Origin of the sequence: Acidovorax sp. 94 (genome assembly GCF_003634645.1) — a bacterium.
In the GTDB taxonomy this organism is placed as follows: domain Bacteria; phylum Pseudomonadota; class Gammaproteobacteria; order Burkholderiales; family Burkholderiaceae_C; genus Acidovorax; species Acidovorax facilis.
The window spans coordinates 3,541,914-3,565,000 of sequence record NZ_RBJA01000001.1 but is presented as its reverse complement, the minus strand read 5'-3'; the positions used below and the strand labels follow the sequence as shown (position 1 = coordinate 3,565,000).

The following is a 23,087-nucleotide window of genomic DNA, read 5'->3' as shown; positions in this document are numbered from 1 at the left end:
GTTACCGAAGCTGCGGATGTGCAATTTATTGCACGTGGTAGGAGAGCGTTCTGTAGGCCTGTGAAGGTGTCTGGTAACGGATGCTGGAGGTATCAGAAGTGCGAATGCTGACATGAGTAGCGTTAAAGGGGGTGAAAAGCCCCCTCGCCGTAAGCGCAAGGTTTTCTACGCAACGTTCATCGGCGTAGAGTGAGTCGGCCCCTAAGGCGAGGCAGAGATGCGTAGCTGATGGGAAACAGGTCAATATTCCTGTACCGATCAATAGTGCGATGTGGGGACGGAGAAGGTTAGCTCAGCCAACTGTTGGATATGTTGGTTCAAGCCTGTAGTCGTGCCTGGTAGGCAAATCCGCCGGGCTTAGATGAGGGGTGATAACGAGTCTGCTTGCAGACGAAGTGAGTGATACCCTGCTTCCAGGAAAAGCCACTAAGCTTCAGCTATTGACGACCGTACCGCAAACCGACACTGGTGCGCGAGATGAGTATTCTAAGGCGCTTGAGAGAACTCAGGAGAAGGAACTCGGCAAATTGATACCGTAACTTCGGGAGAAGGTATGCCCCAAGTAGGTGAACCTGTACAAGGCGAGCCCAACGGGGTTGCAAAAAATCGGTGGCTGCGACTGTTTAATAAAAACACAGCACTCTGCAAACACGAAAGTGGACGTATAGGGTGTGACGCCTGCCCGGTGCTGGAAGATTAAATGATGGGGTGCAAGCTCTTGATTGAAGTCCCAGTAAACGGCGGCCGTAACTATAACGGTCCTAAGGTAGCGAAATTCCTTGTCGGGTAAGTTCCGACCTGCACGAATGGCGTAACGATGGCCACACTGTCTCCTCCTGAGACTCAGCGAAGTTGAAATGTTTGTGATGATGCAATCTCCCCGCGGAAAGACGGAAAGACCCCATGAACCTTTACTGTAGCTTTGTATTGGACTTTGAACAGATCTGTGTAGGATAGGTGGGAGGCTTTGAAGTGATGTCGCTAGATCTCATGGAGCCAACGTTGAAATACCACCCTGGTGTGTTTGAGGTTCTAACCTAGGTCCATTATCTGGATCGGGGACAGTGCATGGTAGGCAGTTTGACTGGGGCGGTCTCCTCCCAAAGCGTAACGGAGGAGTTCGAAGGTACGCTAGTTACGGTCGGACATCGTGACGATAGTGCAATGGCATAAGCGTGCTTAACTGCGAGACTGACAAGTCGAGCAGATGCGAAAGCAGGACATAGTGATCCGGTGGTTCTGTATGGAAGGGCCATCGCTCAACGGATAAAAGGTACTCTGGGGATAACAGGCTGATACCGCCCAAGAGTTCATATCGACGGCGGTGTTTGGCACCTCGATGTCGGCTCATCTCATCCTGGGGCTGTAGCCGGTCCCAAGGGTATGGCTGTTCGCCATTTAAAGAGGTACGTGAGCTGGGTTTAAAACGTCGTGAGACAGTTTGGTCCCTATCTTCCGTGGGCGCTGCAGATTTGAGGAAGCCTGCTCCTAGTACGAGAGGACCGGAGTGGACACACCTCTGGTGTATCGGTTGTCACGCCAGTGGCATTGCCGAGTAGCTAAGTGTGGAAGAGATAACCGCTGAAAGCATCTAAGCGGGAAACTCGTTTCAAGATGAGATCTGCCGGGGCCTTGAGCCCCCTAAAGAGTCGTTCAAGACCAGGACGTTGATAGGTCAGGTGTGGAAGCGCAGTAATGCGTTAAGCTAACTGATACTAATTGCTCGTGCGGCTTGACCCTATAACTTTGATAGCCAATATGCAAACCGTAAGGATGCATGAAAAGCTCAAAGATTGTTATGCCAAGTTGACGCAGTCAAAAGACACAAAAATCTGATTCCAAACTCTATGAATTCGCCAGGCTGTTCACAAAAACAGCCCAGCACCAAGTTATGCCTGATGACCATAGCAAGTTGGTACCACTCCTTCCCATCCCGAACAGGACAGTGAAACGACTTTGCGCCGATGATAGTGCGGGTTCCCGTGTGAAAGTAGGTCATCGTCAGGCTCTTACAGCCCAGAAAACCCCAGTCAGATATGACTGGGGTTTTTTGCTTTGGGCATGACGCTAATGCAGTGCAGGATGGCTTCGAGAGCGTTGCGTGCCGACTCTCCGGACACTGAAGCTACACGGCCAAAGGCTCCCGCCCGAGAGCAAGCCCTCTTGACCGCATCGCGCGCACAGCGCCAGGCCTTAGACGTCCAGTCTTCTGCCTTCGCAAAACACCAGCAATTCGCTTTTACCAAACGCTGTCCAGGTTTCATTGGTCGTCAGCGGGCTCGTCACAATCACGGCCACTTCGTCTTTTTCATTGGTTTCTCGCGAAAAGTCGAGGCTGACGTCTTCATCACTCAGTTGCGCCTGTCCAAACGGATACCGCCGCTCCAAGTAGTACAAGCTGGTAGTTGCATGGGACCATAGCGCCTGACCATTCGAGAGCAAGAAATTGAAGGTGCCGTGGGGGCTGATCTGTGCGGCCAGCTCTTTCAGCGTCAAGGTCAGTTCCGGGACGGACGGCACACTGGCATGGGACTTTGCCAACTCCTGCATGATCCAGCAAAAAGCATGTTCGCTGTCGGTGTCGCCCACCGGGCGGAAATGCGAGTGGAGGCGGGGGCGGAAATCCTTCAGATCGCCGTTGTGGGCAAAAACCCAATAGCGTCCCCAGAGTTCACGCACGAAGGGGTGGCAGTTTTGAAGGCTGACAACGCCCTGGGTCGCCTTGCGGATGTGGGCGATGACGTTTTTGCTTTTGATCGGGTATCGGCGGATCAGCTCTGCCACCGGCGACTCCACCGCTGCCTGATGATCTACAAAATGTCGTAGGCCTTTGTCTTCAAAAAAGGCGATGCCCCATCCATCGCTGTGGTGATCCGTCTTTCCTCCCCGTTGCGCAAATCCCGTGAAGCTGAAGGTCACGTCGGTGGGAACATTGCAATTCATGCCGAGCAGTTGGCACATGGGGAGATTCCGTTTCTCTGAAGTCTTGGCGGTGCAGCCAGATCATGCCCGATGCGGTCCAGCGAAGGCGATGGCGATAGGTGGCCCGTTCAACGGGGCTTGGCTTCCCGCAGTTGCCAGGCGGCTACCAAGGCCAGCAGGCACAACAAGGTCAGCATCAAAAAGGTTTCGCCGAACGCAGTGATACGGGCCGGGCCGCTGGCGCCCGCGACCAGCGAGGCGCCATGGGCGCTCAATCGCCACTCCAGGACGATGCCACACAGGCTGACGCCGGCTGCCCCGCCCAGCATGCGCAAGAAGCCGATGGTGCTGGAGCCCTGCGAGATAAGTGATTTGTCCAGAGGCCGCATGGCCCCGAGGTTCAACGAGGGCAGGATGAAGCCGAGACCAATGCGGCCCAAAATTGCAAACGCCACCAGCATCCACAATGAAGAGCCCAAGCCTACAAACACCATGAGTCCAAACGAAAGCGCCAGCAAGCCCAGTCCGATGCTGACCAGAAAATGGGTGGGCTGCCGGTCGGCAAGCCGGCCCACCACCGCGATGGTGATGGCAAGGACAAATCCTGCTGGCAGCATGAGCGTACCCACATGTGATGCCGACAAGTCCAGCCCCAACTGCATGAACACTGGCAGCAGATAGGTGGACCCGAACAAGGCCGTACCGTAGATGAATGCCACCACGCTGCCCATGGCGAACTGGCGGTACTGAAACAGGCGCAGATCCATCAGCGGCTTGCGACCCATGCGCAGCAACTTGCGCTGCCAAGTGATGAAACACCCGACAGCCACCACCGCGCCCGACAGCAGGCCGAGTGCTTCGGCCACGGAGCCACCATGCAGCGACACCAGGCCATTGAGCAAGCACAGCGTACCCACAGTGCCTAGCAGGAGCCCACGCCAGTCCAGCGCCTCACCTTGGCGGTTGGCCTCCACGCCGCCCGGGGCGGTGATGGGCACAAACTTGTAAGCCAACCAGATGGACGCCAGACATAGCGGCACCACCATGAAAAAAATCGAGCGCCAGCCAAACCAGTCCACCAGCAAGCCGCCGATGCTGGGCCCGATGGCGGGTGCCAGTACAACGCCCATGCCGAAGATGCCGCTGGCGCGGCCCTGCTCATGGGGTTTAAAGGCGTAAAGAATGATGACGGCCGGGATCGGTTGAACAACGCCTGCCGCCAACCCCTCCGCAACCCTCGCAGCCAGCACCAGACCAAAATCCCGCGCGAGCCCGCCGCCAATGCCGCCCGCCAAGAGCAGCAGCATCGCGCCGACGTAAGTGGCGCGGTACCCGTAGCGCGACAGCAGCCAGGGCGTGGTGAGCATCGACACCGTGGTGGCCACCATGAAGCCCGAGGTGACCCACTGTGCGCGTTCCTGGCCCAGCGTGAAATAGTGGCTCATGTCGGGGATGGCCACGTTCACGATGGTGGATGACATGATGGACGCCATGGTGCCCACCATCACGGACAGCAATACCAGCCAGCGGTAGCGCTCTCCGTAGCGCTCCCTCAAAACGGCCAGCGAGCCTGCCTGGGTCATGGCGTCGCGTGCGTCAAATTTCTGAAACGGTGCGAGGGCGAAAACGCTAAGAGCCGCTCAGGTGCGCTCGGACCAGAGCTTGCCACCCGTGGCCCAGTTCTCTCGCTTGATATCGGTGATGAGAATGTCCACCGAGTCGGGCGAGCCGCCCAGGATTTCAACGGAAACGCGGGTGATTTCCTCCACCAGCTTCTTCTTTTGTTCGACCGTACGGCCTTCCATCATTTCGACGTGGTATGTGGGCATTTCAGCTTCCTTGCAGTAGGGGTGGTTGCACAAACAAAAAACAAAGGCGGAATCATATCGACGCGGGCTGCTACGACGAAGAGGGCGGCCTCCCGCGTGATCCGCAGGCCGGGCAGATACAGGTCTTGCCCCGCTGTTCGGGCCGCAGCGCGACCAGCGCCTCGGAGGCAACGGACCCGGGGGCCATGCACCAGCAACTCTCGGCTGGCTGTCCGGCGGCAATCGCGCAGAGGTTTGGCTGCCCGCACAGGGGGCAGACGGATGCGGCGGGCGCATCGGTAGCGCTACTAGCGCTGGGCGAAGGGGAAGTCATGGCGGATTCGGCTTGCAGACGGGTGGCCCGCCACGGGGGCGGGCGTGCCGAGGGGCAGTGTACGGCGCAAGCACATACCCCGCTGCGGAGAGGAACTGGTTGAACCCTCTGCCATGGGCCGATTCCCTCGGACCAGTCGCACGTTCGTCGACCAACTTTGGGTTGTGCGCAGCGAGGTGGAGATGGGTTGAAAGAAAACTTCAAGCAAAAATAGCTGCTAGCGCTTTACTATCAAGCGCAAGCAGCTATCAAAAACGGAGCAATCGCTCCATTGAAGCGCGCGCGATGCCCACGCGCGCGCCACCGCCTGCTGCTCAGGCTGCCTGCGCAGCCTTCAGCTTCAGGCGCCAGGCGTGCAGCAGCGGCTCGGTGTAGCCGCTCGGCTGCTCTTCGCCCTTGAGCACCAGGTCCAGCGCTGCACGGTAGGCGTAGCTGGTGTCAAAGTGGCCCGCCATCGGCTGGTACAGCGGGTCGCCCGCGTTTTGGCCATCGACCACGGCGGCCATGCGCTCGAAGGTCTCCTTCACCTGGGCATGCGTCACCACGCCGTGCAGCAGCCAGTTGGCCATGTGCTGGCTGCTGATGCGCAGCGTGGCACGGTCTTCCATCAGGCCCACGTTGTGGATGTCGGGCACCTTGGAGCAGCCCACGCCCTGATCCACCCAGCGAACCACGTAGCCCAGGATGCCCTGTGCGTTGTTGTCCAGCTCCTGCTGCTTTTCAGCGTCCGACCAGCTCGGGTTGGCGCTCACGGGCACCGTAAGCAGGCCGGTCAGCAGGTTGTCGCGCTCGGCGTTCACGTCGGTCTTTTCCAGCTCGATCTGGATGTCGCTCACCTTCACCTGGTGGTAATGCAGCGCGTGCAGCGTGGCGCCCGTGGGGCTGGGCACCCAGGCGGTGTTGGCACCGGCCTTGGGGTGGGCGATCTTTTGCTTGAGCATCTCGGCCATCAGGTCGGGCATGGCCCACATGCCCTTGCCGATTTGCGCCTTGCCGCGCAGGCCACACGACAGGCCCACGAGCACGTTGTTCTTCTCGTACGATTGGATCCAGGCGCTGGTCTTCATGTCGCCCTTGCGCACCATGGGGCCGGCGTGCATGGCGGTGTGCATCTCGTCGCCCGTACGGTCCAGGAAGCCGGTGTTGATGAAGGCCACGCGGCTTGATGCGGCAGCGATGCAGGCCTTGAGGTTGACCGAAGTCCGACGCTCTTCGTCCATGATGCCCAGCTTGACGGTGCTGTCGGGCAGGCCCAGCAGCTTCTCGACGCGGCCGAACAGCTCGGCCGCAAAACCCACCTCGGCCGGGCCGTGCATCTTGGGCTTGACGATGTAGACGCTGCCCTTGCGGGAGTTGCGGATGCCGTTGGCGCCATGGCCTTGCAGGTCGTGCAATGCGATAGCCGTTGTGACCACTGCATCCATGATGCCTTCGGGGATCTCGCGCTGCGTGCCCTGCGCGTCGGTCCACAGGATGGCCGGGTTGGTCATCAGGTGGCCCACATTGCGCAGGAACATGAGCGAGCGGCCATGCAGGCGCACTTCTCCGCCTTGGGGGGCCGTGTAAACACGGTCAGGGTTCAGTCCGCGCGTGAAGGTCTTGCCGCCCTTGGCGACCTGCTCGGTCAGCGTGGCCTGGATGATGCCAAGCCAGTTGCTGTAGCCCAGCACCTTGTCTTCGGCGTCCACGGCGGCCACGGAGTCTTCCAGGTCTAGGATGGTGGAGAGGGCCGCTTCCAGCACCAGGTCGCTCACGCCCGCAGCGTCGCTCTGGCCGATGGGGGTAGACCGGTCGATCTGGATATCCAGGTGCAGGCCGTTGTGCTGCAGCAGCACCGATGAAGGCGCTGCTGCGCTCCCCTGGTAGCCCTTGAACTGCGATGCGTCCTTCAGGCCTGTGGTGCTGCCGTTGGCGAATGACACCACCAGCTGGCCGCCTTCCACTTTGTAGCCAGTCGAATCCTTGTGCGAGCCCGAGGCCAAAGGCGCCGTGTCGTCCAGCACCTGGCGCGCAAACGCAATCACCTTGGCGCCGCGAACGGGGTTGTAGCCCTTGCCCTTTTCGGCGCCGCCTTCTTCGCTGATGGCATCCGTGCCGTACAGCGCGTCATACAGGCTGCCCCAGCGGGCGTTGGCGGCGTTCAATGCGTAGCGTGCGTTCAGGATGGGCACCACCAGCTGCGGGCCGGCCTGGGTGGCCAACTCGTCGTCCACGTTGGCGGTGGTCGCCTTCACGTCGGCGGGTTGGGGCACCAGGTAGCCGATCTTTTCGAGGAAGCTGCGGTAGGCCACCATGTCCTTGATGGGGCCGGGGTTGGCCTTGTGCCAGGTGTCCAGCTCGGTCTGCAGGCGGTCGCGCTCGGCCAGCAGGGCGATGTTGCGCGGAGCCAGGTCGGACACGATGGCGTCAAAGCCCTTCCAGAAAGCGGCGGCATCGACACCCGTGCCGGGCAGCACCTTGTCTTCGACAAAGCGGTACAGGGAGGTGGCCACTTGCAGGCCGTGGATTGCGGTGCGGTCGGTCATGAGGGTGCCTAAAGAGTTGAGTTGTTGAAACGTGGATCAAAGAAATGTCGGACCTTGGCGAGAAGGCCATGGACAGACTGTATTGCAAATGTTTGCCCACATAAATGCGTTGAAAAGCTCGAAACCAGTGACTTTTACGCAAAACTGGTGACAGTCCGTAGTTGCACGGAATGGCGCACCGGCCGGTTAAGCACTACGCTGCGCGAAGAGCCGGGGCGCCCCTGCAATCTATTGCGAGGCCGTGATCTGGCTCATAAAAATAACCCCACCGGGAGACAAATCCATGCAGGCACCCCTGGCCGCTGGCGCGCTGAATGCTGCCTACAAGAACAAGATCGTCAGCGCCGCCGATGCGGTGCAGCTCATCCACGACGGCGATACCGTGGCCACCGGCGGCTTTGTGGGCATCGGCTTTGCCGAGAGCATTGCCGTGGCGCTGGCCCAGCGCTGGGAGTCCACGCAAACCCCGCGCGACCTCACGCTGGTCTACGCCGCAGGGCAGGGCGATGGCAAGCAGCGTGGCCTCAACCACCTGGGCCACGCGGGTCTGCTCAAGCGCGTGATCGGTGGGCACTGGGGCCTGGTGCCGCGCATCCAGAAGCTGGCGGTGGACAACCAGATCGAGGCCTGGAACCTGCCGCAGGGCGTGATCACGCACCTGTTCCGCGACATCGCCGCGGGCAAGCCCGGCACGCTCACGCGCGTGGGGCTTGATACCTTTGTGGACCCGCGCCACGGCGGCGGCAAGCTCAACGCGCGCACCACTGAAGACCTGGTGCGCGTGCTGCCCATCGACGGGCAGGACTACCTGTTCTACAAGGCCTTCCCGATCCATGTGGGCATCATCCGCGCGACCACAGCCGACGCGGACGGCAACCTCACTATGGAGCGCGAGGCGCTCACGCTCGAAGCGCTGGCGATTGCCATGGCCGCGCGCAACTCGGGCGGCGTGGTCATTGCGCAGGTCGAGCGCATCGCCGAGCGTGGGTCGCTCAACCCCCGCCAGGTCAAGGTGCCGGGCGTGCTGGTCGACGCCGTGGTGCTGGCCACCGAGCCCGCGCACCACCACCAGACCTTTGCCGAGCCCTACAGCGCCGCCTTTGCCGGTGAGCTGCGTGTGCCCGTGGACACCCTGGAGGCGATGCCACTCACCGAGCGCAAGATCATCGCCCGCCGCGCAGCGCTGGAGCTGCGCCCGCACCAAGTAGTGAACTTAGGGATAGGCATGCCCGAGGGCGTGGCCAACGTAGCGGCTGAGGAGCGCATCATCGACCTGGTCACGCTCACGGCCGAGCCCGGCGTGATTGGCGGCATTCCCGCGGGTGGCCTGAACTTTGGCGCGGCCGTGAACCCGCAGGCCATCATCGACCAGCCCAACCAGTTCGACTTCTACGACGGCGGTGGCCTGGACATTGCGATCCTGGGCCTCGCGCAGGCCGACCAGCACGGCAACCTCAACGTGAGCAAGTTTGGCCCGCGCTTGGCGGGTGCGGGCGGCTTCATCAACATCAGCCAGAACGCTAAGACCGTGGTGTTTGTCGGCACCTTCACGGCAGGCGCGCTGCAGGTCGAAGCGGTGGACGGCCACCTGCACATCCTGCACGAAGGGGGCGCACGCAAGTTCGTTCGCGAGGTGGAGCACCGCACCTTCAGCGGCGCCGAAGCCCTGCGGCGCGGCCAGCGCGTGCTGTATGTGACGGAGCGCTGCGTGTTCCGCCTGGTGCCCTCGGGCGAGCCGGAGGGCGGCGGCGCGCTGGAGCTGATCGAGCTGGCCCCCGGCATCGACCTGCACCGCGACGTGCTCGCCCACATGTCCTTCACGCCGCGCATCAGCCCCGGCCTGCAGACCATGGACATGCGTCTGTTCGAGCCCGGCCCGCTGGGCCTGCGTGAGCAACTGCTCAATCGCCCGCTGGTGCAGCGCTTTGAGCTGGACGCCGCACGCCCACTGCTGCACATCGACTTCTCGGGCCTGCAGATCAACACCGCCAGCACCATAGCCGCCATCGAGCAGGAGGTGCGCGGCCTGCTCGCCCCGCTCGCCGCACAGGGCGAGCGCGTGGGCGTGATCGTGAACTACGACCACTTCACCATCGCGCCCGACCTGGCGGATGCCTACACCGCCATGGTGCAGGGCCTTACGCGCGACCACTACGCGGAGGTCAAGCGCTACGGCACCGTGGGGTTTCTCAAGTCCCGATTGACCTGATTGCTATATTAATGATAGCTATCAAGGCAGTGTGGTCGAGCGCAAGGGCCTGTTTTTGCTTCAAGTTTTTCAGCCACCGGGTGCCGCCGCGCTGCAGCGGCCGTGTGCAGGCCCCCGCGTGGATGTCTCCATAATCACCGCCCATGGACAAACTCAAGGCCTTCGAATCCTTTGTATCGGTGGCCACGCGCGGCAGCCTCACGGCCGCCGCCAAGGCCGAGGGCGTGGCGCCCGCCATCATGGGCCGTCGGCTGGATGCGCTCGAAGAGCACCTGGGCGTGAAGCTCTTGGTGCGCACCACCCGCCGCATCAGCCTCACGCACGAGGGCAGCGCGTTCCTGGAAGACTGCCAGCGCCTGCTGTCCGACGTGGCCAATGCCGAGGCCAGCGTGTCCGAAGGCGGCGTCAAGGCCACCGGCCATCTGCGCATCACCGCGCCCGCCGGTTTTGGCCGCCGCCATGTGGCGCCGCTGGTGCCGCGCTTTCGCTCCGCGCACCCCGACGTGACCATCTCCCTCAACCTCAGCGACCGCGTGGTCGATCTGGCTGGCGAAGGTTTTGACTGCGCGGTGCGTGTGGGCGACCTGCCCGACTCGTCGCTCGTGAGCGTGCGCATCGCCGACAACCGCCGCCTGTGCGTGGCCACGCCCGAGTATCTGGCGCGGCGCGGCACCCCGCGCGCCCCGGCCGAGCTGGTGCAGCACGACTGCCTCACGCTCTCCAGCGACGCATCGCAGACGCGCGGCTGGGCGTTCCGGGTGCCCCTTGCGGATGGCGCCACGGAGGTCATGCACCTCAAGCCCGGCGGGCCGCTCGACTGCTCCGACGGCCAGGTGCTGCACGACTGGTGCCTGGGCGGCTGGGGCATTGCCTGGCGCAGCACCTGGGAGGTCGAGGCCGAGATCGCCGCAGGCCGGCTGGTCGCGGTGCTGGAGGACTTTGCCGCACCGCCCAACGGCATCTACGTGGTCTTCCCCCAGCGCAAGCACCTGCCCCTGCGCGTGCGGCTGTGGATCGAGCACCTCAAGCACCAGTACGCACAACCCGCGTTCTGGAAAGGCCCCCAGGGCGGCTGATGGTCCCTTGGCAGACTGCACATTCCATGTCCTCCGCGCCCACGCTCCTCGTCGCTGACGACCACCCGCTGTTTCGCGCGGCCGTGCTGCACGTGCTGCGCGAGCGCCTGCCCCAGTACCGCACGCTGGAGGCGGCCAGCGCCGCCACGCTGGGCCAGGCGCTGCAGGAGCACCCGGAGATCGAACTCGTGCTGCTGGACCTGAGCATGCCCGGCACGCGCGGCTTCTCGGCCCTTCTGCATGTGCGCGGCGAATACCCCGAGCTGCCCGTGTTCATCATTTCGTCCAACGACCACCCCCGCGTCATCCGCCGCGCCCAGCAGTTTGGCGCGGCAGGCTTCATCCCCAAGTCCGCGCCTGCCGACGCCATGGGCGACGCCATCCAGGCCGTGCTGGACGGCGGCAGCTGGTTCCCGCCCATGGCGGCCGAGCGCTCCGAGGCCGACGCCGAGTTGGCCGCGCGGCTGGCACAGCTCACGCCCCAGCAGTTCCGCGTGCTGCTGTGTCTGGCCGACGGGCTGCTCAACAAGCAGATCGCCGCCGCACTGGGGTTGGCGGAGAACACGGTGAAGGTGCACGTCACCGCCATCCTTAAAAAGCTCGCGTGCTACAGCCGCACGCAGGCGGCGGTGCTGGTCAAGAGCCTGGAAACCGAAGAAGGCGGTGCAGGCTGAGGCTCGTCACCCATCTGCGCGCGTGGCCATAATCGCGCCATGCCAACGCCCGCCCCTTCGCCCCTGCCCACGCTGCGTATTGGCGTGGTGGAGGACGACGCTTCCAGCCGCGACGCCCTGGTGGCGATGATCGGCACGCAGCCCGACTTGGCTCTGGTGCTGCTGGCCAACGACTGCGCCGAGGCCCTGGCCCGCTTGCCCCAGGTGCCCCTGGACGTGCTGCTCGTGGATCTGGGCCTGCCCGACGGATCCGGCCTGGACGTGATCCGCGCCGCGCGCATGCAGTGGCCCGATTGCAGCATCTTGGTCAGCACCATCTTTGGCGACGAGGACCACGTGCTGCGCTCCATCGAGGCCGGTGCCATGGGCTACCTGCTCAAGGACGTGGATGCGGCCGAGCTGGCCGAGGAGATCCGCAGCCTCCACGCGGGCGGCAGCCCCATCAGCCCCATGGTGGCGCGCAAGATCCTGGCGCGGGCTGCCACGACCTTGGCGCCTGCCAGCGAGCCGTCCACTGTGCTTTCTGCACGCGAACAAGAGGTGCTGCGGTACGTTAGCAAGGGTTTCAACACCGAGGAAACCGCCCGGTCGATGGGCGTGTCTCGCACCACCGTGTTGACCTTTGTCCGGCGCATCTACGCCAAGCTCCAGGTCAACACCCGCGCCGAGGCGATCCATGCCGCCTACAAACAAGGCCTGCTGGCTGATTAGGGTCGCGGCCCTGCCGTTGCTATTGCTGCTGTCTGTAGCGCTTGCGGCGTGCGGCACCCCGGGCCAGGACCTGCAAGGCGACGCTGTGCATCTGACACAGGCAGATTTTCGCCTGCAGTCCGGTGCGGGCTGGGAACCTCCGCCCGAGCTGCCACTTTCAGGGCTCCGCGTGCAGCAAACCGCCGCAGATGCCGAGGGTGCGGAAGCTTGGACCCCGGTGTCCTTGCCTCACGCGCGGCCCCGCAGCCTGGCTGCGGGCAACGCATCGCTGCAGGCCGCGCCAGAGGTGGCCTGGTACCGGCTCGCCGTGCCGCCCGGGTTTGCGCAGCAGGCGCTTTTTCTGTACCTGCCGCGCTGGCAAACCATCGGCATCGTCGCGGTGTATGTGGACGGCCGCATGACGTACCGCACGCGCGGCAGCCGCGTGTGGAACAGCTTTAACCGGCCGTTGTGGGTGCCACTGGGCAGCGTTGACGGCGGCGCGGCGCCACCGCGCTCGGTCTGGATCCGCATGGCCAGCCAGCAAGGGGTCGGCGGTGCGCTCTCCACCGCCTGGGTGGGGCCCGAGCAGAGCTTGCTCTTGCGCTACAACCTGCGCCGGTTTGTGCAGACCGATCTGGTCAGCCATGCGAGCGCGGCCTTCCTCGTGATCGGGCTCTTCGCGCTGGCCGTGGGGCTGGCGCGACGTCGTGAACCGATCTACCTGCTCTTCTTCGCTGTCGCCGCTACCTGCGTGCTGCGCAGCCTGCACTATGTGGTGGACGACCGCCCCTTGCCCGTGCCGGACGACTGGTTCGGCTGGCTCACGGTCAACGCGCTAGGCTGGTCCATGGCGGTCACCTTCGCGTTCGCTCTTCGTGTGCACGGCAAACGCATGCCCCGCCTAGCGCTGGCTATCGCCACGCTGGTGGGTTTGTGCAGCGTGCTCACCCTGCCCGTGCCCCAGCTCTTACCGAATGTCAGCGCGATCCTGCCGGCGGTGTACATCCTCATCGCGCTCCTCACGGCGGTCGTGGCCGTCTCGGGCCTGTGGGCGTCCTGGCAGGCGCGCTCGCGCGAGGGCATGGTGCTGTTTGCCTGGATCTCGCTGAACATCCCCGCCGGGGTGCACGACCTGCTGCTGCAGAACTACCGCATCGACATCGAGCAGGTGTACCTGGCACCGTACCTATCCATCGGGCTGTTCGCCATCTTCCTGGCCATTGTCTACCGCCGCTACGTGGGCGCCATCCGTGCGGTGGAAGAGGTCAATGCCGGACTGGAGAGCCAGCTCGCTGCGCGCGAGCGCGAGCTCACGGCCAGCCACGAACAGCTGCGCTTGCTGGAGCGCCAGCAAACCCTGGCGGCCGAGCGCCAGCGCCTGATGCAGGACATGCACGACGGCATCGGCTCATCCCTGATGAGCGCGCTGCGCATGGTCGAGCGCGGCCAGGCCAGCACGGCCGACACCGCCCTGGTGCTCAAGGACTGCATCGACGACCTCAAGCTCGCCATCGACTCGCTGACACCCGCTGACGCCGATCTGCTGGCGCTGCTGGCCACCCTGCGCTTTCGCCTGGCGCCCCGGCTCAAGGCGGCAGGCATCACCCTCACCTGGAGCGTGGAGGACCTGCCCCCGCTGCCCTGGCTGGACCCGCAGGCCGCCCTGCATGTGCTGCGCATCCTGCAAGAGGTGCTGACCAATATCCTCAAGCACAGCCAGGCCACCGCCATCGACCTGGCCACCGAGGCGCAGCCGGAAGTAGGCGCGCAGCAAGCCCGCGTGGTGGTGCGCATCCGCGACAACGGCCGCGCGTTTGTGCCTGCCGCCAGTAACCCCCACGCCACGCAGGCGGGCCAGGGTCTGGCCAACGTGTGCCACCGGGCCGAAGCCCTGGGCGGCCAAGCGCAGTGGACGGCGTGGGAGGGCGGTGGGGAGTTCCGCCTGGGGTTGCCGCTGGAACGGCGGTTGAACTAATCAGCTACCATTTTGATAGCTTTCCGCGCTTGCTATGGAAGCCCTGGCATTGATTGCGCTTGAAATTTTTGCCAAGCACCATAAGCATGCTCCCTGGCCGCACCGCCGCGTGGCATAGGCAATGCCGCCATCGGCGAAGGTAGTTCAGAAGTCAGTACACATACACGGCGCCGGCATTGGTAAAGGAGTTATTTGCCTCGTCACCATTGATGCCGGTCGCGTTGCTAGCCTCAAGCCGCGAGCCCACCGCCAGGGTGCTGCCGTCGCCCGACAGGGCCACGCTGTAGCCAAAGTAGTCGCCTGCCCCGGTATTGCTGGCCTTTATATAACCCTGTTGGCTCCACATGCCACCGCTGCGGGTGAACACATACACCGCGCCTGCGGCGCTTTCCGAGTTGTTCGTCTGGTCACCATCGATGCCGGTGGCGTTGCTGTCCTCCATGTACGCCCCCACCCCCAGCGTGTTGCCGTCGCCCGAGAGAGCCACGCTTTGGCCAAAGCGGTCAAATGGTCCTGTATTGCTGGCTTTCACGTAGGCCTGCTGGCTCCAGACGCTGACACGGGTGAATACGTACACCGCACCTGCGGAACCTGCCTCGTTGACCGCCCCCACCGCCAGCGTGTTGCCGTCGCCCGACAGGGCCACGCTTTGGCCGAACTGGTCACCCCCTCCGGTATTGCTGGCCTTTACGTAAGCCTGCTGGCTCCAGGTGCTGCCGCTGCGGGTGAATATGTACACCGCGCCTGCGGAGCCTAACGAGTTGTTCGCCTGGTCACCGTTAATGCCAGTGGCATTGCTGTTCTCCTCCGGCGCTCCCACCGCCAGGGTGTCGCCATTGCCCGACAGGGCCACGCTAAGGCCGAACTGGTCACCTGCCCCGGTATTGCTGGCCTTTACATAGGCCTGCTGGCTCCAGGTGCCGCTGCTGCGGGTGAAAACATACACCGCGCCTGCGGCACTTGCCGAGTTGTTCGCCTGGTCACCATTGATGCCGGTGGCATTGCTGGCCTCGTAGCGCGCCCCCACCGCCAGGGTGTTGCCATCACCCGACAGAGCAACGCTGGCGCCAAAGTGGTCACTTACCCCGGTATTGCTGGCCTTTACATACGCCTGCTGGCTCCAGGTGCCGCCGCTGCGGGCGAACAAGTACACCGCTCCTGCGTCGCCTACCGAATTGTTCGCCTGATCGCCGTTGATGCCGGTAGCGCTGCTGGCCTCTAACTGTGCGCCTACCGCCAGGGTGTTGCCGTCACCCGACAGCGCCACGCTTTGGCCAAACTGGTCACCTGCCCCGGTGTTGCTGGCCTTTATATAGGCCTGCTGGTTCCAAGTGCCGCCGCTACGGGTGAACACATACACTGCGCCTGCGCCGCTGGCCGAGTTGTTCGCTTGGTCGCCATTGATTCCTGTGGCGTTGCTACCTTCGGAGATCGCCCCCACCGCCAAGGTGTTGCCGTCGCCCGACAGGGCTACGCTGTAGCCAAAGCTGTCGATCCCCCCCGTATTGCTCGCCTTAAAGTACCCAATGGCCTGCGTGAGGTTGACCGCCTGGGCCGTAGACAACGCACTGCACCCCGCCGTGTTGCAAGCCTGCACGCGGTACGTGGCATTGAGCCGCGTATGCAGCAGCCCCGTCACCACCCGGTCGTAGCTCGTGCCGGTGATCCCCGTGGCAATCTGCGTGGCCGCCTGTGGGCCTGCGCCATCCGGGTCTTCCGTCACGCGGTACGTCACGGCGCCCCCACCCGCAGGCGCGGCCACAGCCGCCCAGCCGAGCTTGAAGGTTTTCACTTCATACGCCATCGACAGCGCAGGGACGGCGGGGACCGTGACCGGCGGTGGCGGTGGCGGTGGCGGAGGAGGAGGAGGAGGAGGAGGAGGAGGAGGAGGAGGAGCCGTATCTTCCACGCACACCACCGAAATCTGCGAGACATCGGCCAGGGCAAAGCCCGTGCCCCCACCCACGCTGCAGGTCTGGCCTGCGCTCGTGCTGGCCAGCACGATCGAATACGCCGTGCCCGCCAGCACCGGCTGAGCAAAGCTGAAGGCCCCATTGCCGCTGACGGTCACTGTCTCGCCATTGGCGGTATTGCGCAGCGCCACCGCCCCGATGCTGCCGCTCACGGTGCCCGAGAGGCGGTAGCCCGTGCCCGCACAAGTAACGCTGATGGCAGGCACTGGTGCATTGGCATCGGCCACACCCTGTCCCCCTGCCACCGTACACACCTGGTTCAGCGGCTGGCTGCGCACGGTAATGCTGTAAGGCCCAGCCACCGGCTCGGCGAAGCTGAAAGCGCCATCGGCCGTCACGCGTGCCTCCTGCACCTGGCCGCCTGCACTGAGTTGCAACACGACCGTCTTGCCCGCCCCCAGGCCCGCCACACTACCGCCCAGCGGGCGGGCGCCGGGCGGCACCTCGTTGTCCAGGCACGCCACGCTGATGTTGTTCACATCGGCAGTCACGGTTCCCGAAGGATTGGTCAGCGTGCAGGTCTGGCCCACCGGCTGAGAGGCAATGCGCAGGCTATAGGCAGTGCCTGCCGGCAGCTGCAGGCTGTAGCTGCCATTGGCCGACACTGCGGCGCTGGGGCCGCTGGCATCGGCAATGACCACTGTCTTGCCCGGCCCCAGCCCGGCGAGCTGGCCGCCCACGCGGAAGGTGGGGGCGCCCGAGGGTGGGGGCGAAGTGTCGTCGCCGCTGCTGCCGCCGCCGCAGGCACCCAGCACCAGGGCCAGGCCCAGCAGGCAGGATCGGGCCAAGCCCTGGAGGGTGTGCGCTCCTGCGCCGGTGATGGCGTTCCGGTCGGGCCGTGCCCCTGCTGCCCCCGGTGTCCCCGCTGTGGTCGTATCCGTCATGCTGCCCTTCCCCTCGTGTTGTTATGAGCCAGTGAACCTGGCACGCTGAAACTACCGGAATTGCAACGGGTTGTATGTCCTTAGAACTGAGGACATGGGCAAGAAAAGGAGGCGCGGTTCCCTCCAACTGATCTGCACTTGATAGACGGCCTCAAGGGCTTGATTTGGTCCTGGCTCCGAATGGGCAGAGTGACGTGTCAGTGTCAATACACGTACACCGCGCCAGAATTGCTGGCCGAGTTGTCCGCCGGGTTGCCATTGATACCCGTGGCATTGCTCGCCTCCGAGATCGCCCCCACGGCCAGGGTATTGCCATCGCCAGACAGGGCCACGCTATGACCAAAGTAGTCATTCGCCCCGGTATTGCTGGCTTTCACGTAGGCTTGCTGGCTCCAGGTGCTGCCGCTGCGGATGAACACATACGCAGCACCTGCTGCGCTGGCAGAGTTGTTCGCCTGGTTGCCATTGATGCCGTTGGCGTTGCTGGCCTCCCCATACCCCCCCACTGCCAGGATGTTGCCGTCGCCCGACAGGGCCACGCTGGTGCCAAAACGATCGCCAGACTGGGTGTTGCTGGCCTTCATGTAGGCTTGCTGGCTCCAGGTGCTGCCGCTGCGTATGAACACATACACAGCACCTGCTTGGCTTGCCGCATCGTTCGCCTGGTCCCCATTGATGCCGGTGGCGTTGCTGGCCTCCCAGAACGCCCCCACGGCCAGGGTGCTGCCGTCGCTCGACAGGGCTACGCTGAAGCCAAAAAGATCGCCAGACTGGGTGTTGCTGGCCTTTACGTAGGCTTGCTGGCTCCAGGTGCTGCCGCTGCGGATGAACACATACACAGCACCTGCTGCGCTGGCAGAGTTGTTCGCCTGGTCGCCATTGATGCCGGTGGCGTTGCTGGCCTCCCAGTACGCCCCCACGGCCAGGGTGCTGCCGTCGCGCGACAGGGCCACGCTGGTGCCAAAAAGATCGCCAGACTGGGTGTTGCTGGCCTTTACGTAGGCTTGCTGGCTCCAGGTGCTGCCGCTGCGGATGAACACATACGCAGCACCTGCTGCGCTGGCAGAGTTGTTCGCCTGGTCGCCATTGATGCCGGTGGCGTTGCTGGCCTCCCAGTACGCCCCCACCGCCAGGGTGTTGCCGTCGTCCGACAGGGCCACGCTGAAGCCAAAGTGGTCATCCGCACCGGTATTGCTGGCCTTTACATAGGCCTGCTGGCTCCAGGTACTGCCGATGCGGGTGAAGACATACACGGCGCCTGCGTTGTTGGCCGAGTTGTTCGCCTGGTCGCCGTTGATGCCAGTGGCGTTGCTGTCTTCCAAATGCGCCCCCACCGCCAAGGTGTTGCCATCGCCCGACAGGGCCACGCTGGTGCCAAAACGATCGCCAGACTGGGTGTTGCTAGCTTTTACATAGGCCTGCTGGCTCCAGGTGCTGCCACTGCGGGTGAAAACATACACGGCACCCGCTTGGCTTGCCGCATCGTTCGCCTGGTCACCATTGATGCCGGTGGCGTTGCTGTCTTCCAAAAGCACCCCTACCGCCAGGGTGTTGCCGTCACCCGACAGGGCTACGCCGTAGCCAAATTGGTCGCCCGCCCCGGTATTGCTCGCCTTGAAATACCCAATAGCCTTGGTCAGGTCCACAGCGAGTGCGGGCGACAGCGCACTGCACCCCGCCGTGTTGCAAGCCTGCACGCGGTACGTGGCATTGAGCCGCGTGTGCAGCAGCCCCGTCACCACCCGGTCGTAGCTCGTGCCCGTGAGGCCCGTGGCAATCTGTGTGGCTGCTGCCGGGCCGACCCCATCGGAGTCTTCCGTCACGCGGTAGGTGACACCGCCGCCGCCCGCAGGCGCTACAACGGCCGCCCAGCTGAGCTTGAAGGTCTTGACGTCATAGGCCAGCGAGAGCGCAGGAACGGCCGGGACTGTGACCGGAGGTGGAGGTGGAGGTGGAGGTGGAGGTGGAGGTGGAGGTGGAGGTGCCGAATCTTCTGCGCAGGTCACGCTGATCTGCAAGACATCGCCCACGGCAAAACCCGTGCCGCCACCCACGCTGCAGGTCTGGCCCGGGCTGGTGCTGGCCACAACCACCGAATACACGGTGCCCGCCAGCACGGGCTGCGCAAAGCTGAAGGCCCCGTTGCCGCTGACCGTAACCGTCTCGCCATTGGCGGTATTGCACAGCGCCACCACGCCGATGCTGCCGCTCACGGTGCCCGAGAGGCGATAGGCCGCCGCTGCGCACGTGACGCTGATCGTGGGCGCTGGTGCGTTGACGTCGGCCACGCCCTGGCCACCCGCCACCGTGCAGGTTTGGGCCAGTGGCTGGCTGCGCACGGTGATGCTATAAGGCCCGGCCACGGGCTGGGCAAAACCAAACAGGCCGTCCGTGGTCACCGTGGCTTCCTGCGTTATGCCTTGTGCGCTCAGCTGCAGCACCAAGGTCTTGCCCGCTCCCAGGCCCGCCACGCTGCCGCCCAGGGGGCGGGCGCCGGGCGGCAACTCGTTGTCCAGGCACGCCACGCTGATGTTGTTCACATCGGCGCTGACGGTGCCCGATGGGTTGGTGAGCGTGCAGGTCTGGCCCACGGGCTGGCTCTGGATGCGCAGGCTGTAAGCGGTGCCCGCAGGCAGCTGCAGGCTGTAGGTGCCGTTGGCCGACACGGCGGCGCTGGGCCCGCTGGCATCGGCGATGACCACCGTCTTGCCCGGCCCCAGCCCGGCGAGCTGGCCGCCCACGCGGAAGGTGGGCGTGCCTGCGGGCGGGGTGTCGTCGCCGCCACCCCCGCCGCCGCAGGCGCCCAGCACCAGGGACAGGCCCAGCAGGCAGACGCGGGCCAGCGTCAGTGCATGGGGCGCGCGCGTGCTTGCGCCGGGCGCGGCGTACCGGTGGGGGAGTGCCCCCGCTGCTGTCTTGTCCGTCATGCTGTCGCTTCCCCTCGCGTTGTTGTGTGCCGGTGAAGCCGGCGCGCCGAAGTTACCGGAATCGCAGTGGGTTGTATGTCCTCAGAACTGAGGACATGCGGGCGAAAGAGCTGTGGCGTTGGCTGAGCGGGTTTGAACGAGTTTTCTGAATAAAAACAGCTCCATCCCTCATCCATAAAGCGCTGGATGCTATTGTTTTTGATGAGTTCGTGCGCAGGCGCGGTATGCGCTCAGGCTTGTTCGCGCCGTCGCAACAGCGTCTGACTCACCAGCGCCCGCAGCGCGGGCGCCCGCACCGGCTTGGCCAGAAAGCCCCAGCCGCGTTCGGCGGCCTGGCGGCGCAGGGTGGCGTCACGTTCGGCGGTGACCAGGATTACGGCGGGGGCTTGGCCCCAGCGCTGGCACAGCTCCGTGTAGACATCGGGGCCATGGTGGTGGCAGCCCAGGTGCACGTCCAGCAGCAACAACTGGGGCGCCTGGCCGGGTTGGGCAGCGGCCAGTGCTTCGGGTGCGCCACCGGCCAAGGGCACTGCGCAGCCCCAGCGCTGCAGCAGGGCTTGGGTGGCGGCGCAGGTGGGACCGTCGTCCTCAATCACCCAGGCGCTGCTGCCTTGCAGGGGGGCGTCGTCGGCGGGTTGCTGCGTGGTGGCGGGGGGCGCAGCCTGCTGCGCGGCGGCGGGGTTGCCCAGCGGCACACACACCCAGAACACGCTGCCGCGCCCCAGTTGCGAGCGCAAGCCAATGTCGTGCCCCAGCAGGCGGCCCAGGCGTTCGACGATGGCCAGGCCCAGGCCTGCGCCCCGGTCGTCGGCGCGGCCTTCGTCCAGGCGGCGGAATTCTTCGAAAATTTCACGCTGCAGAGCCTCGGGGATGCCGGGGCCCTGGTCATGCACTTCGATGCGCAGGTGGTCATTGCCCACCCTGCGGCAGCCCACCACGATGCGCCCCCGCCGGCTGTAGCGGATGGCGTTGGAGACAAAGTTCTGCAGGATGCGGCGCAGCAGGTTGTCGTCGGTGCGCACCACGGCGCGCGTGGGCACGCAGCGCAGTTGCAGGCCCTGGCTTTCGGCCAGCACGCCAAAGTTGTGGCCCAGCACCTGCAAGAGTGGCCCTAGGGCCACGTCGTGGATGTGCACATCGAACTGGCCCGATTCCATGCGCGAGATGTCGAGCAGGCTGTTGAGGATGGCGTCCTGCGCGGCCAGGGCGCCGTCGATGCTGTCCACGGCGTGCCGTTCGGCGTCGCCTGGCAGATGGCTGCGCAGCAGCGAGGTGAACATGCGCGCGGCGTTCAGGGGCTGCAGCAGATCGTGCACGGCGGCGGCCACAAAGCGGGTCTTGGAGCGGTTGGCCTGCTCGGCCTCGCGCCGCGCGGCGTCCAGGTCGCGGGTGCGGTCGGCCACGCGCTGCTCCAGCGCATCGGCCAGCGATCGCAGCTCGCGTGCGGCGTTCTTGTAGCTGGTGATGTCGGCGTAGCTGGTCACAAAACCGCCTTCGGGCAGCGGGTTGCCCCGGATCTCCAGCACCGTGCCGTCGTCCTTAGCGCTTTCGTGCAGGTGTGGAGTGCCGCTGCGCAGGTGGGCCAGCCGCCGTGCGATGGCCTCATCCACCGGGCCGGGGCCCAGCAGGCCCCGGCGTGCGTTGTGGCGCATCAGGTCGGCAATGGGCTGGCCCACGCGCATCAGGTCTGCCGGGAAGCGAAACAGCTGCACATAGCGCGAGTTCCAGGCCACCAGGTTCAGGTCGGCGTCGATGATGACCACGCCCTGCGGCAGATGTTCCAGGCTGCGCGAGAGGCCCGTGTCGGTCTGCTGGGCGGCCTGCTGCGCCGCCTGCACGATGCCGTCCTGCGCGGTGCGCAGCTCCTGGGCGTGCTGGCGCAGCACGGTCTCCAGCTCCTGGCGGCTGCGCTGGCGCAGGCTGGACAGGCGCTGGCGCTGGCGCACAAACAGCACGAGCAGGCCCAGCGCCAGCCAGCCGCCCGCGCCTGCCGCAGCGGCCCACCGGCTGTCCGCGAAGCTGCTGTGTGTCTCGTGCAGCAGGTGCAGCTGCCACGGGGTGCCGGGCAGGGGCTGGGTCCGCCACAGCACGCGGCCGGGCAGGGCAGGGGCCTGCACGCTGACCAGCCGACCGCCAGTGTCCAGGGCTTCCACCACGCGGACTTCCAGCGGGCGCAGCGGCTGGTCGGCGTACTGCCGGGTGGCGTTCAGCTCGCGGCGTTCCTCATCGTCCAGTGGCTCCAGCAGGCGGTAGCGCCACGCATCCTGGCTGGCCAAAAAAACCACGCCATGCGCGTCCGACGCCAGCACGATGTCGGTGGTCTGCAGCCACTCGCGTTCCAGCTCCTGCAGCGCGATCTTGATGGCCACCAGCCCCAGCGTCTGGCCCTGGTCGTCGTGGATGGCCTGAGACAGAAAGTAGCCCGGCTCACCCGTGGTCACGCCAATGCCATAGAAGCTGCCGCGCCCCTGGGCCAGCGCCTGCTGCACATAGGGGCGAAAGCTGTAGTCCACCCCCACATTGCTCGTGGCCGTGCGCCAGTTGCTGGCGGCCACGGCCAGGCCGTCGCGGTTGAGCAGGGTGAGGGTGGAGGATTGGCTGGCACCGTTGGCCTGCTCCAGCTTGCGGTTGAGCTGCTCCCCATCGGCCGCACTCAGTGGGTGGGTCAGCGCGTTGCGCAGCTGTGCATCCAGCGCCAGCACTTCGGGAAGGGTGCGGTAGCGGTCGATACGCTGGGCCAGAGCCTGGCCGTAGAGCGCCAGTTGGCCCTGCACGCTGCGGTTTTCTTCCTGCAGTGAACGCTGCCAGGCCCATTGGCCGGCGATGAACATGCTGCCCACCATGCCCCCAAGCAGGATCAGAGGGGTCCAGAATTTTCGGAGGCGGGGCGTCATCGTCATGGGGAAAATTTGTTCCTGGCGCGGTCCGTAGGCTGGGATGTTGCGGGGAGCGAGTGTGCCGCATCCCGGCCAGGTGCTAAGTGTTTTCCCTATATTGGGGCAAGCGGCGCCCTATGGCGGTGCCCCTGACTAATACCAATAGGTTATCGGCTCAAACAGCGTGCGGCGGTACAAACGGCACCCTCGA

At 64.7% G+C, this 23,087-nt stretch carries 13 protein-coding genes and 2 rRNA genes (1 of these 15 only partly in view); 7 read left to right on the top strand and 8 right to left on the bottom strand.

Features of this window, described 5'->3' with window-relative positions:
• Positions 1-1,740 (top strand): 23S ribosomal RNA (locus C8C94_RS16445); it begins 1,139 nt to the left of the window's first position.
• Positions 1,741-1,894: 154 nt separating this feature from the next.
• Positions 1,895-2,007: ribosomal RNA gene (gene rrf, locus C8C94_RS16440) — 5S ribosomal RNA — on the top strand.
• Between the two features lie 186 nt (positions 2,008-2,193).
• On the opposite strand, the gene C8C94_RS16435 is transcribed toward rrf, so the two are convergent.
• The 5 genes from C8C94_RS16435 to C8C94_RS16415 all read right to left on the bottom strand — a co-directional run bounded on the left by C8C94_RS16435 (position 2,194) and on the right by C8C94_RS16415 (position 7,589).
• A complete protein-coding gene (locus C8C94_RS16435) occupies positions 2,194-2,961 on the bottom strand; it encodes a class II glutamine amidotransferase (RefSeq protein WP_121421464.1) in 768 nt (255 codons plus the stop codon).
• 89 nt (positions 2,962-3,050) lie between these two features.
• Positions 3,051-4,505, bottom strand: coding sequence for a DHA2 family efflux MFS transporter permease subunit (locus tag C8C94_RS16430; protein ID WP_121421463.1), 1,455 nt, complete (start codon positions 4,503-4,505; stop codon positions 3,051-3,053).
• Positions 4,506-4,562: 57 nt separating this feature from the next.
• Positions 4,563-4,751: a 4-oxalocrotonate tautomerase gene (locus C8C94_RS16425; RefSeq protein ID WP_121422915.1), complete on the bottom strand. Its 189-nt coding sequence runs from the start codon at positions 4,749-4,751 to the stop codon at positions 4,563-4,565.
• Between the two features lie 70 nt (positions 4,752-4,821).
• Positions 4,822-5,064 carry a cysteine-rich CWC family protein gene (locus tag C8C94_RS16420; protein ID WP_121421462.1) on the bottom strand — a complete coding sequence of 81 codons (243 nt, stop codon included), beginning with the start codon at positions 5,062-5,064 and terminating at the stop codon, positions 4,822-4,824.
• A gap of 314 nt (positions 5,065-5,378) precedes the next feature.
• The gene (locus tag C8C94_RS16415) at positions 5,379-7,589 is read right to left on the bottom strand and encodes a malate synthase G (RefSeq protein ID WP_121421461.1); all 2,211 of its coding nucleotides are present in this window, start codon (positions 7,587-7,589) and stop codon (positions 5,379-5,381) included.
• Between the two features lie 283 nt (positions 7,590-7,872).
• Between C8C94_RS16415 and C8C94_RS16410 the strand changes: the two genes are divergently transcribed.
• The 5 genes from C8C94_RS16410 to C8C94_RS16390 all read left to right on the top strand — a co-directional run bounded on the left by C8C94_RS16410 (position 7,873) and on the right by C8C94_RS16390 (position 14,216).
• Positions 7,873-9,798 carry an acyl CoA:acetate/3-ketoacid CoA transferase gene (locus tag C8C94_RS16410; RefSeq protein WP_121421460.1) on the top strand — a complete coding sequence of 642 codons (1,926 nt, stop codon included), beginning with the start codon at positions 7,873-7,875 and terminating at the stop codon, positions 9,796-9,798.
• Positions 9,799-9,941: 143 nt separating this feature from the next.
• Complete coding sequence (locus tag C8C94_RS16405) at positions 9,942-10,874, top strand: LysR family transcriptional regulator (protein WP_121421459.1); 933 nt, start codon at positions 9,942-9,944, stop codon at positions 10,872-10,874.
• Positions 10,875-10,900: 26 nt separating this feature from the next.
• On the top strand, positions 10,901-11,548 hold the full coding sequence (locus C8C94_RS16400) for a response regulator transcription factor (RefSeq protein WP_121421458.1): 648 nt from the start codon (positions 10,901-10,903) through the stop codon (positions 11,546-11,548).
• A gap of 39 nt (positions 11,549-11,587) precedes the next feature.
• Positions 11,588-12,259: a response regulator transcription factor gene (locus tag C8C94_RS16395; RefSeq protein ID WP_121421457.1), complete on the top strand. Its 672-nt coding sequence runs from the start codon at positions 11,588-11,590 to the stop codon at positions 12,257-12,259.
• Positions 12,225-14,216 carry an ATP-binding protein gene (locus tag C8C94_RS16390; protein WP_121421456.1) on the top strand — a complete coding sequence of 664 codons (1,992 nt, stop codon included), beginning with the start codon at positions 12,225-12,227 and terminating at the stop codon, positions 14,214-14,216. Before C8C94_RS16395 ends, C8C94_RS16390 begins: the two co-directional genes overlap by 35 nt.
• 151 nt (positions 14,217-14,367) lie before the next feature.
• Here C8C94_RS16390 and C8C94_RS25745 read toward each other — a convergent pair whose 3' ends face one another.
• The 3 genes from C8C94_RS25745 to C8C94_RS16375 form a co-directional block, all read right to left on the bottom strand.
• Entirely contained in the window at positions 14,368-17,073 is a 2,706-nt protein-coding gene (locus C8C94_RS25745; RefSeq protein WP_199731278.1) for an FG-GAP repeat protein, read from the bottom strand.
• Positions 17,074-17,276: 203 nt separating this feature from the next.
• Positions 17,277-20,000 carry an FG-GAP repeat protein gene (locus tag C8C94_RS16380; protein ID WP_233573493.1) on the bottom strand — a complete coding sequence of 908 codons (2,724 nt, stop codon included), beginning with the start codon at positions 19,998-20,000 and terminating at the stop codon, positions 17,277-17,279.
• Between the two features lie 230 nt (positions 20,001-20,230).
• The gene (locus C8C94_RS16375; RefSeq protein ID WP_121421455.1) at positions 20,231-22,900 is read right to left on the bottom strand and encodes a PAS-domain containing protein; all 2,670 of its coding nucleotides are present in this window, start codon (positions 22,898-22,900) and stop codon (positions 20,231-20,233) included.
• Positions 22,901-23,087: the final 187 nt, after the last annotated feature.

Bases quoted from the DNA above. Each gene is read 5' to 3' on its own strand.
- C8C94_RS16405 (WP_121421459.1), top strand. From the start codon at position 9,942: ATGGACAAACTCAAGGCCTTCGAATCCTTTGTATCGGTGGCCACGCGC.
- C8C94_RS16425 (WP_121422915.1), bottom strand. From the start codon at position 4,751: ATGCCCACATACCACGTCGAAATGATGGAAGGCCGTACGGTCGAACAA.
- C8C94_RS25745 (WP_199731278.1), bottom strand. From the start codon at position 17,073: ATGACGGATACGACCACAGCGGGGACACCGGGGGCAGCAGGGGCACGG.
- C8C94_RS16375 (WP_121421455.1), bottom strand. From the start codon at position 22,900: ATGACGATGACGCCCCGCCTCCGAAAATTCTGGACCCCTCTGATCCTG.
- C8C94_RS16415 (WP_121421461.1), bottom strand. From the start codon at position 7,589: ATGACCGACCGCACCGCAATCCACGGCCTGCAAGTGGCCACCTCCCTG.
- C8C94_RS16430 (WP_121421463.1), bottom strand. From the start codon at position 4,505: ATGACCCAGGCAGGCTCGCTGGCCGTTTTGAGGGAGCGCTACGGAGAG.
- C8C94_RS16395 (WP_121421457.1), top strand. From the start codon at position 11,588: ATGCCAACGCCCGCCCCTTCGCCCCTGCCCACGCTGCGTATTGGCGTG.
- C8C94_RS16390 (WP_121421456.1), top strand. From the start codon at position 12,225: ATGCCGCCTACAAACAAGGCCTGCTGGCTGATTAGGGTCGCGGCCCTG.
- C8C94_RS16435 (WP_121421464.1), bottom strand. From the start codon at position 2,961: ATGTGCCAACTGCTCGGCATGAATTGCAATGTTCCCACCGACGTGACC.
- C8C94_RS16410 (WP_121421460.1), top strand. From the start codon at position 7,873: ATGCAGGCACCCCTGGCCGCTGGCGCGCTGAATGCTGCCTACAAGAAC.
- C8C94_RS16400 (WP_121421458.1), top strand. From the start codon at position 10,901: ATGTCCTCCGCGCCCACGCTCCTCGTCGCTGACGACCACCCGCTGTTT.
- C8C94_RS16380 (WP_233573493.1), bottom strand. From the start codon at position 20,000: ATGACGGACAAGACAGCAGCGGGGGCACTCCCCCACCGGTACGCCGCG.
- C8C94_RS16420 (WP_121421462.1), bottom strand. From the start codon at position 5,064: ATGACTTCCCCTTCGCCCAGCGCTAGTAGCGCTACCGATGCGCCCGCC.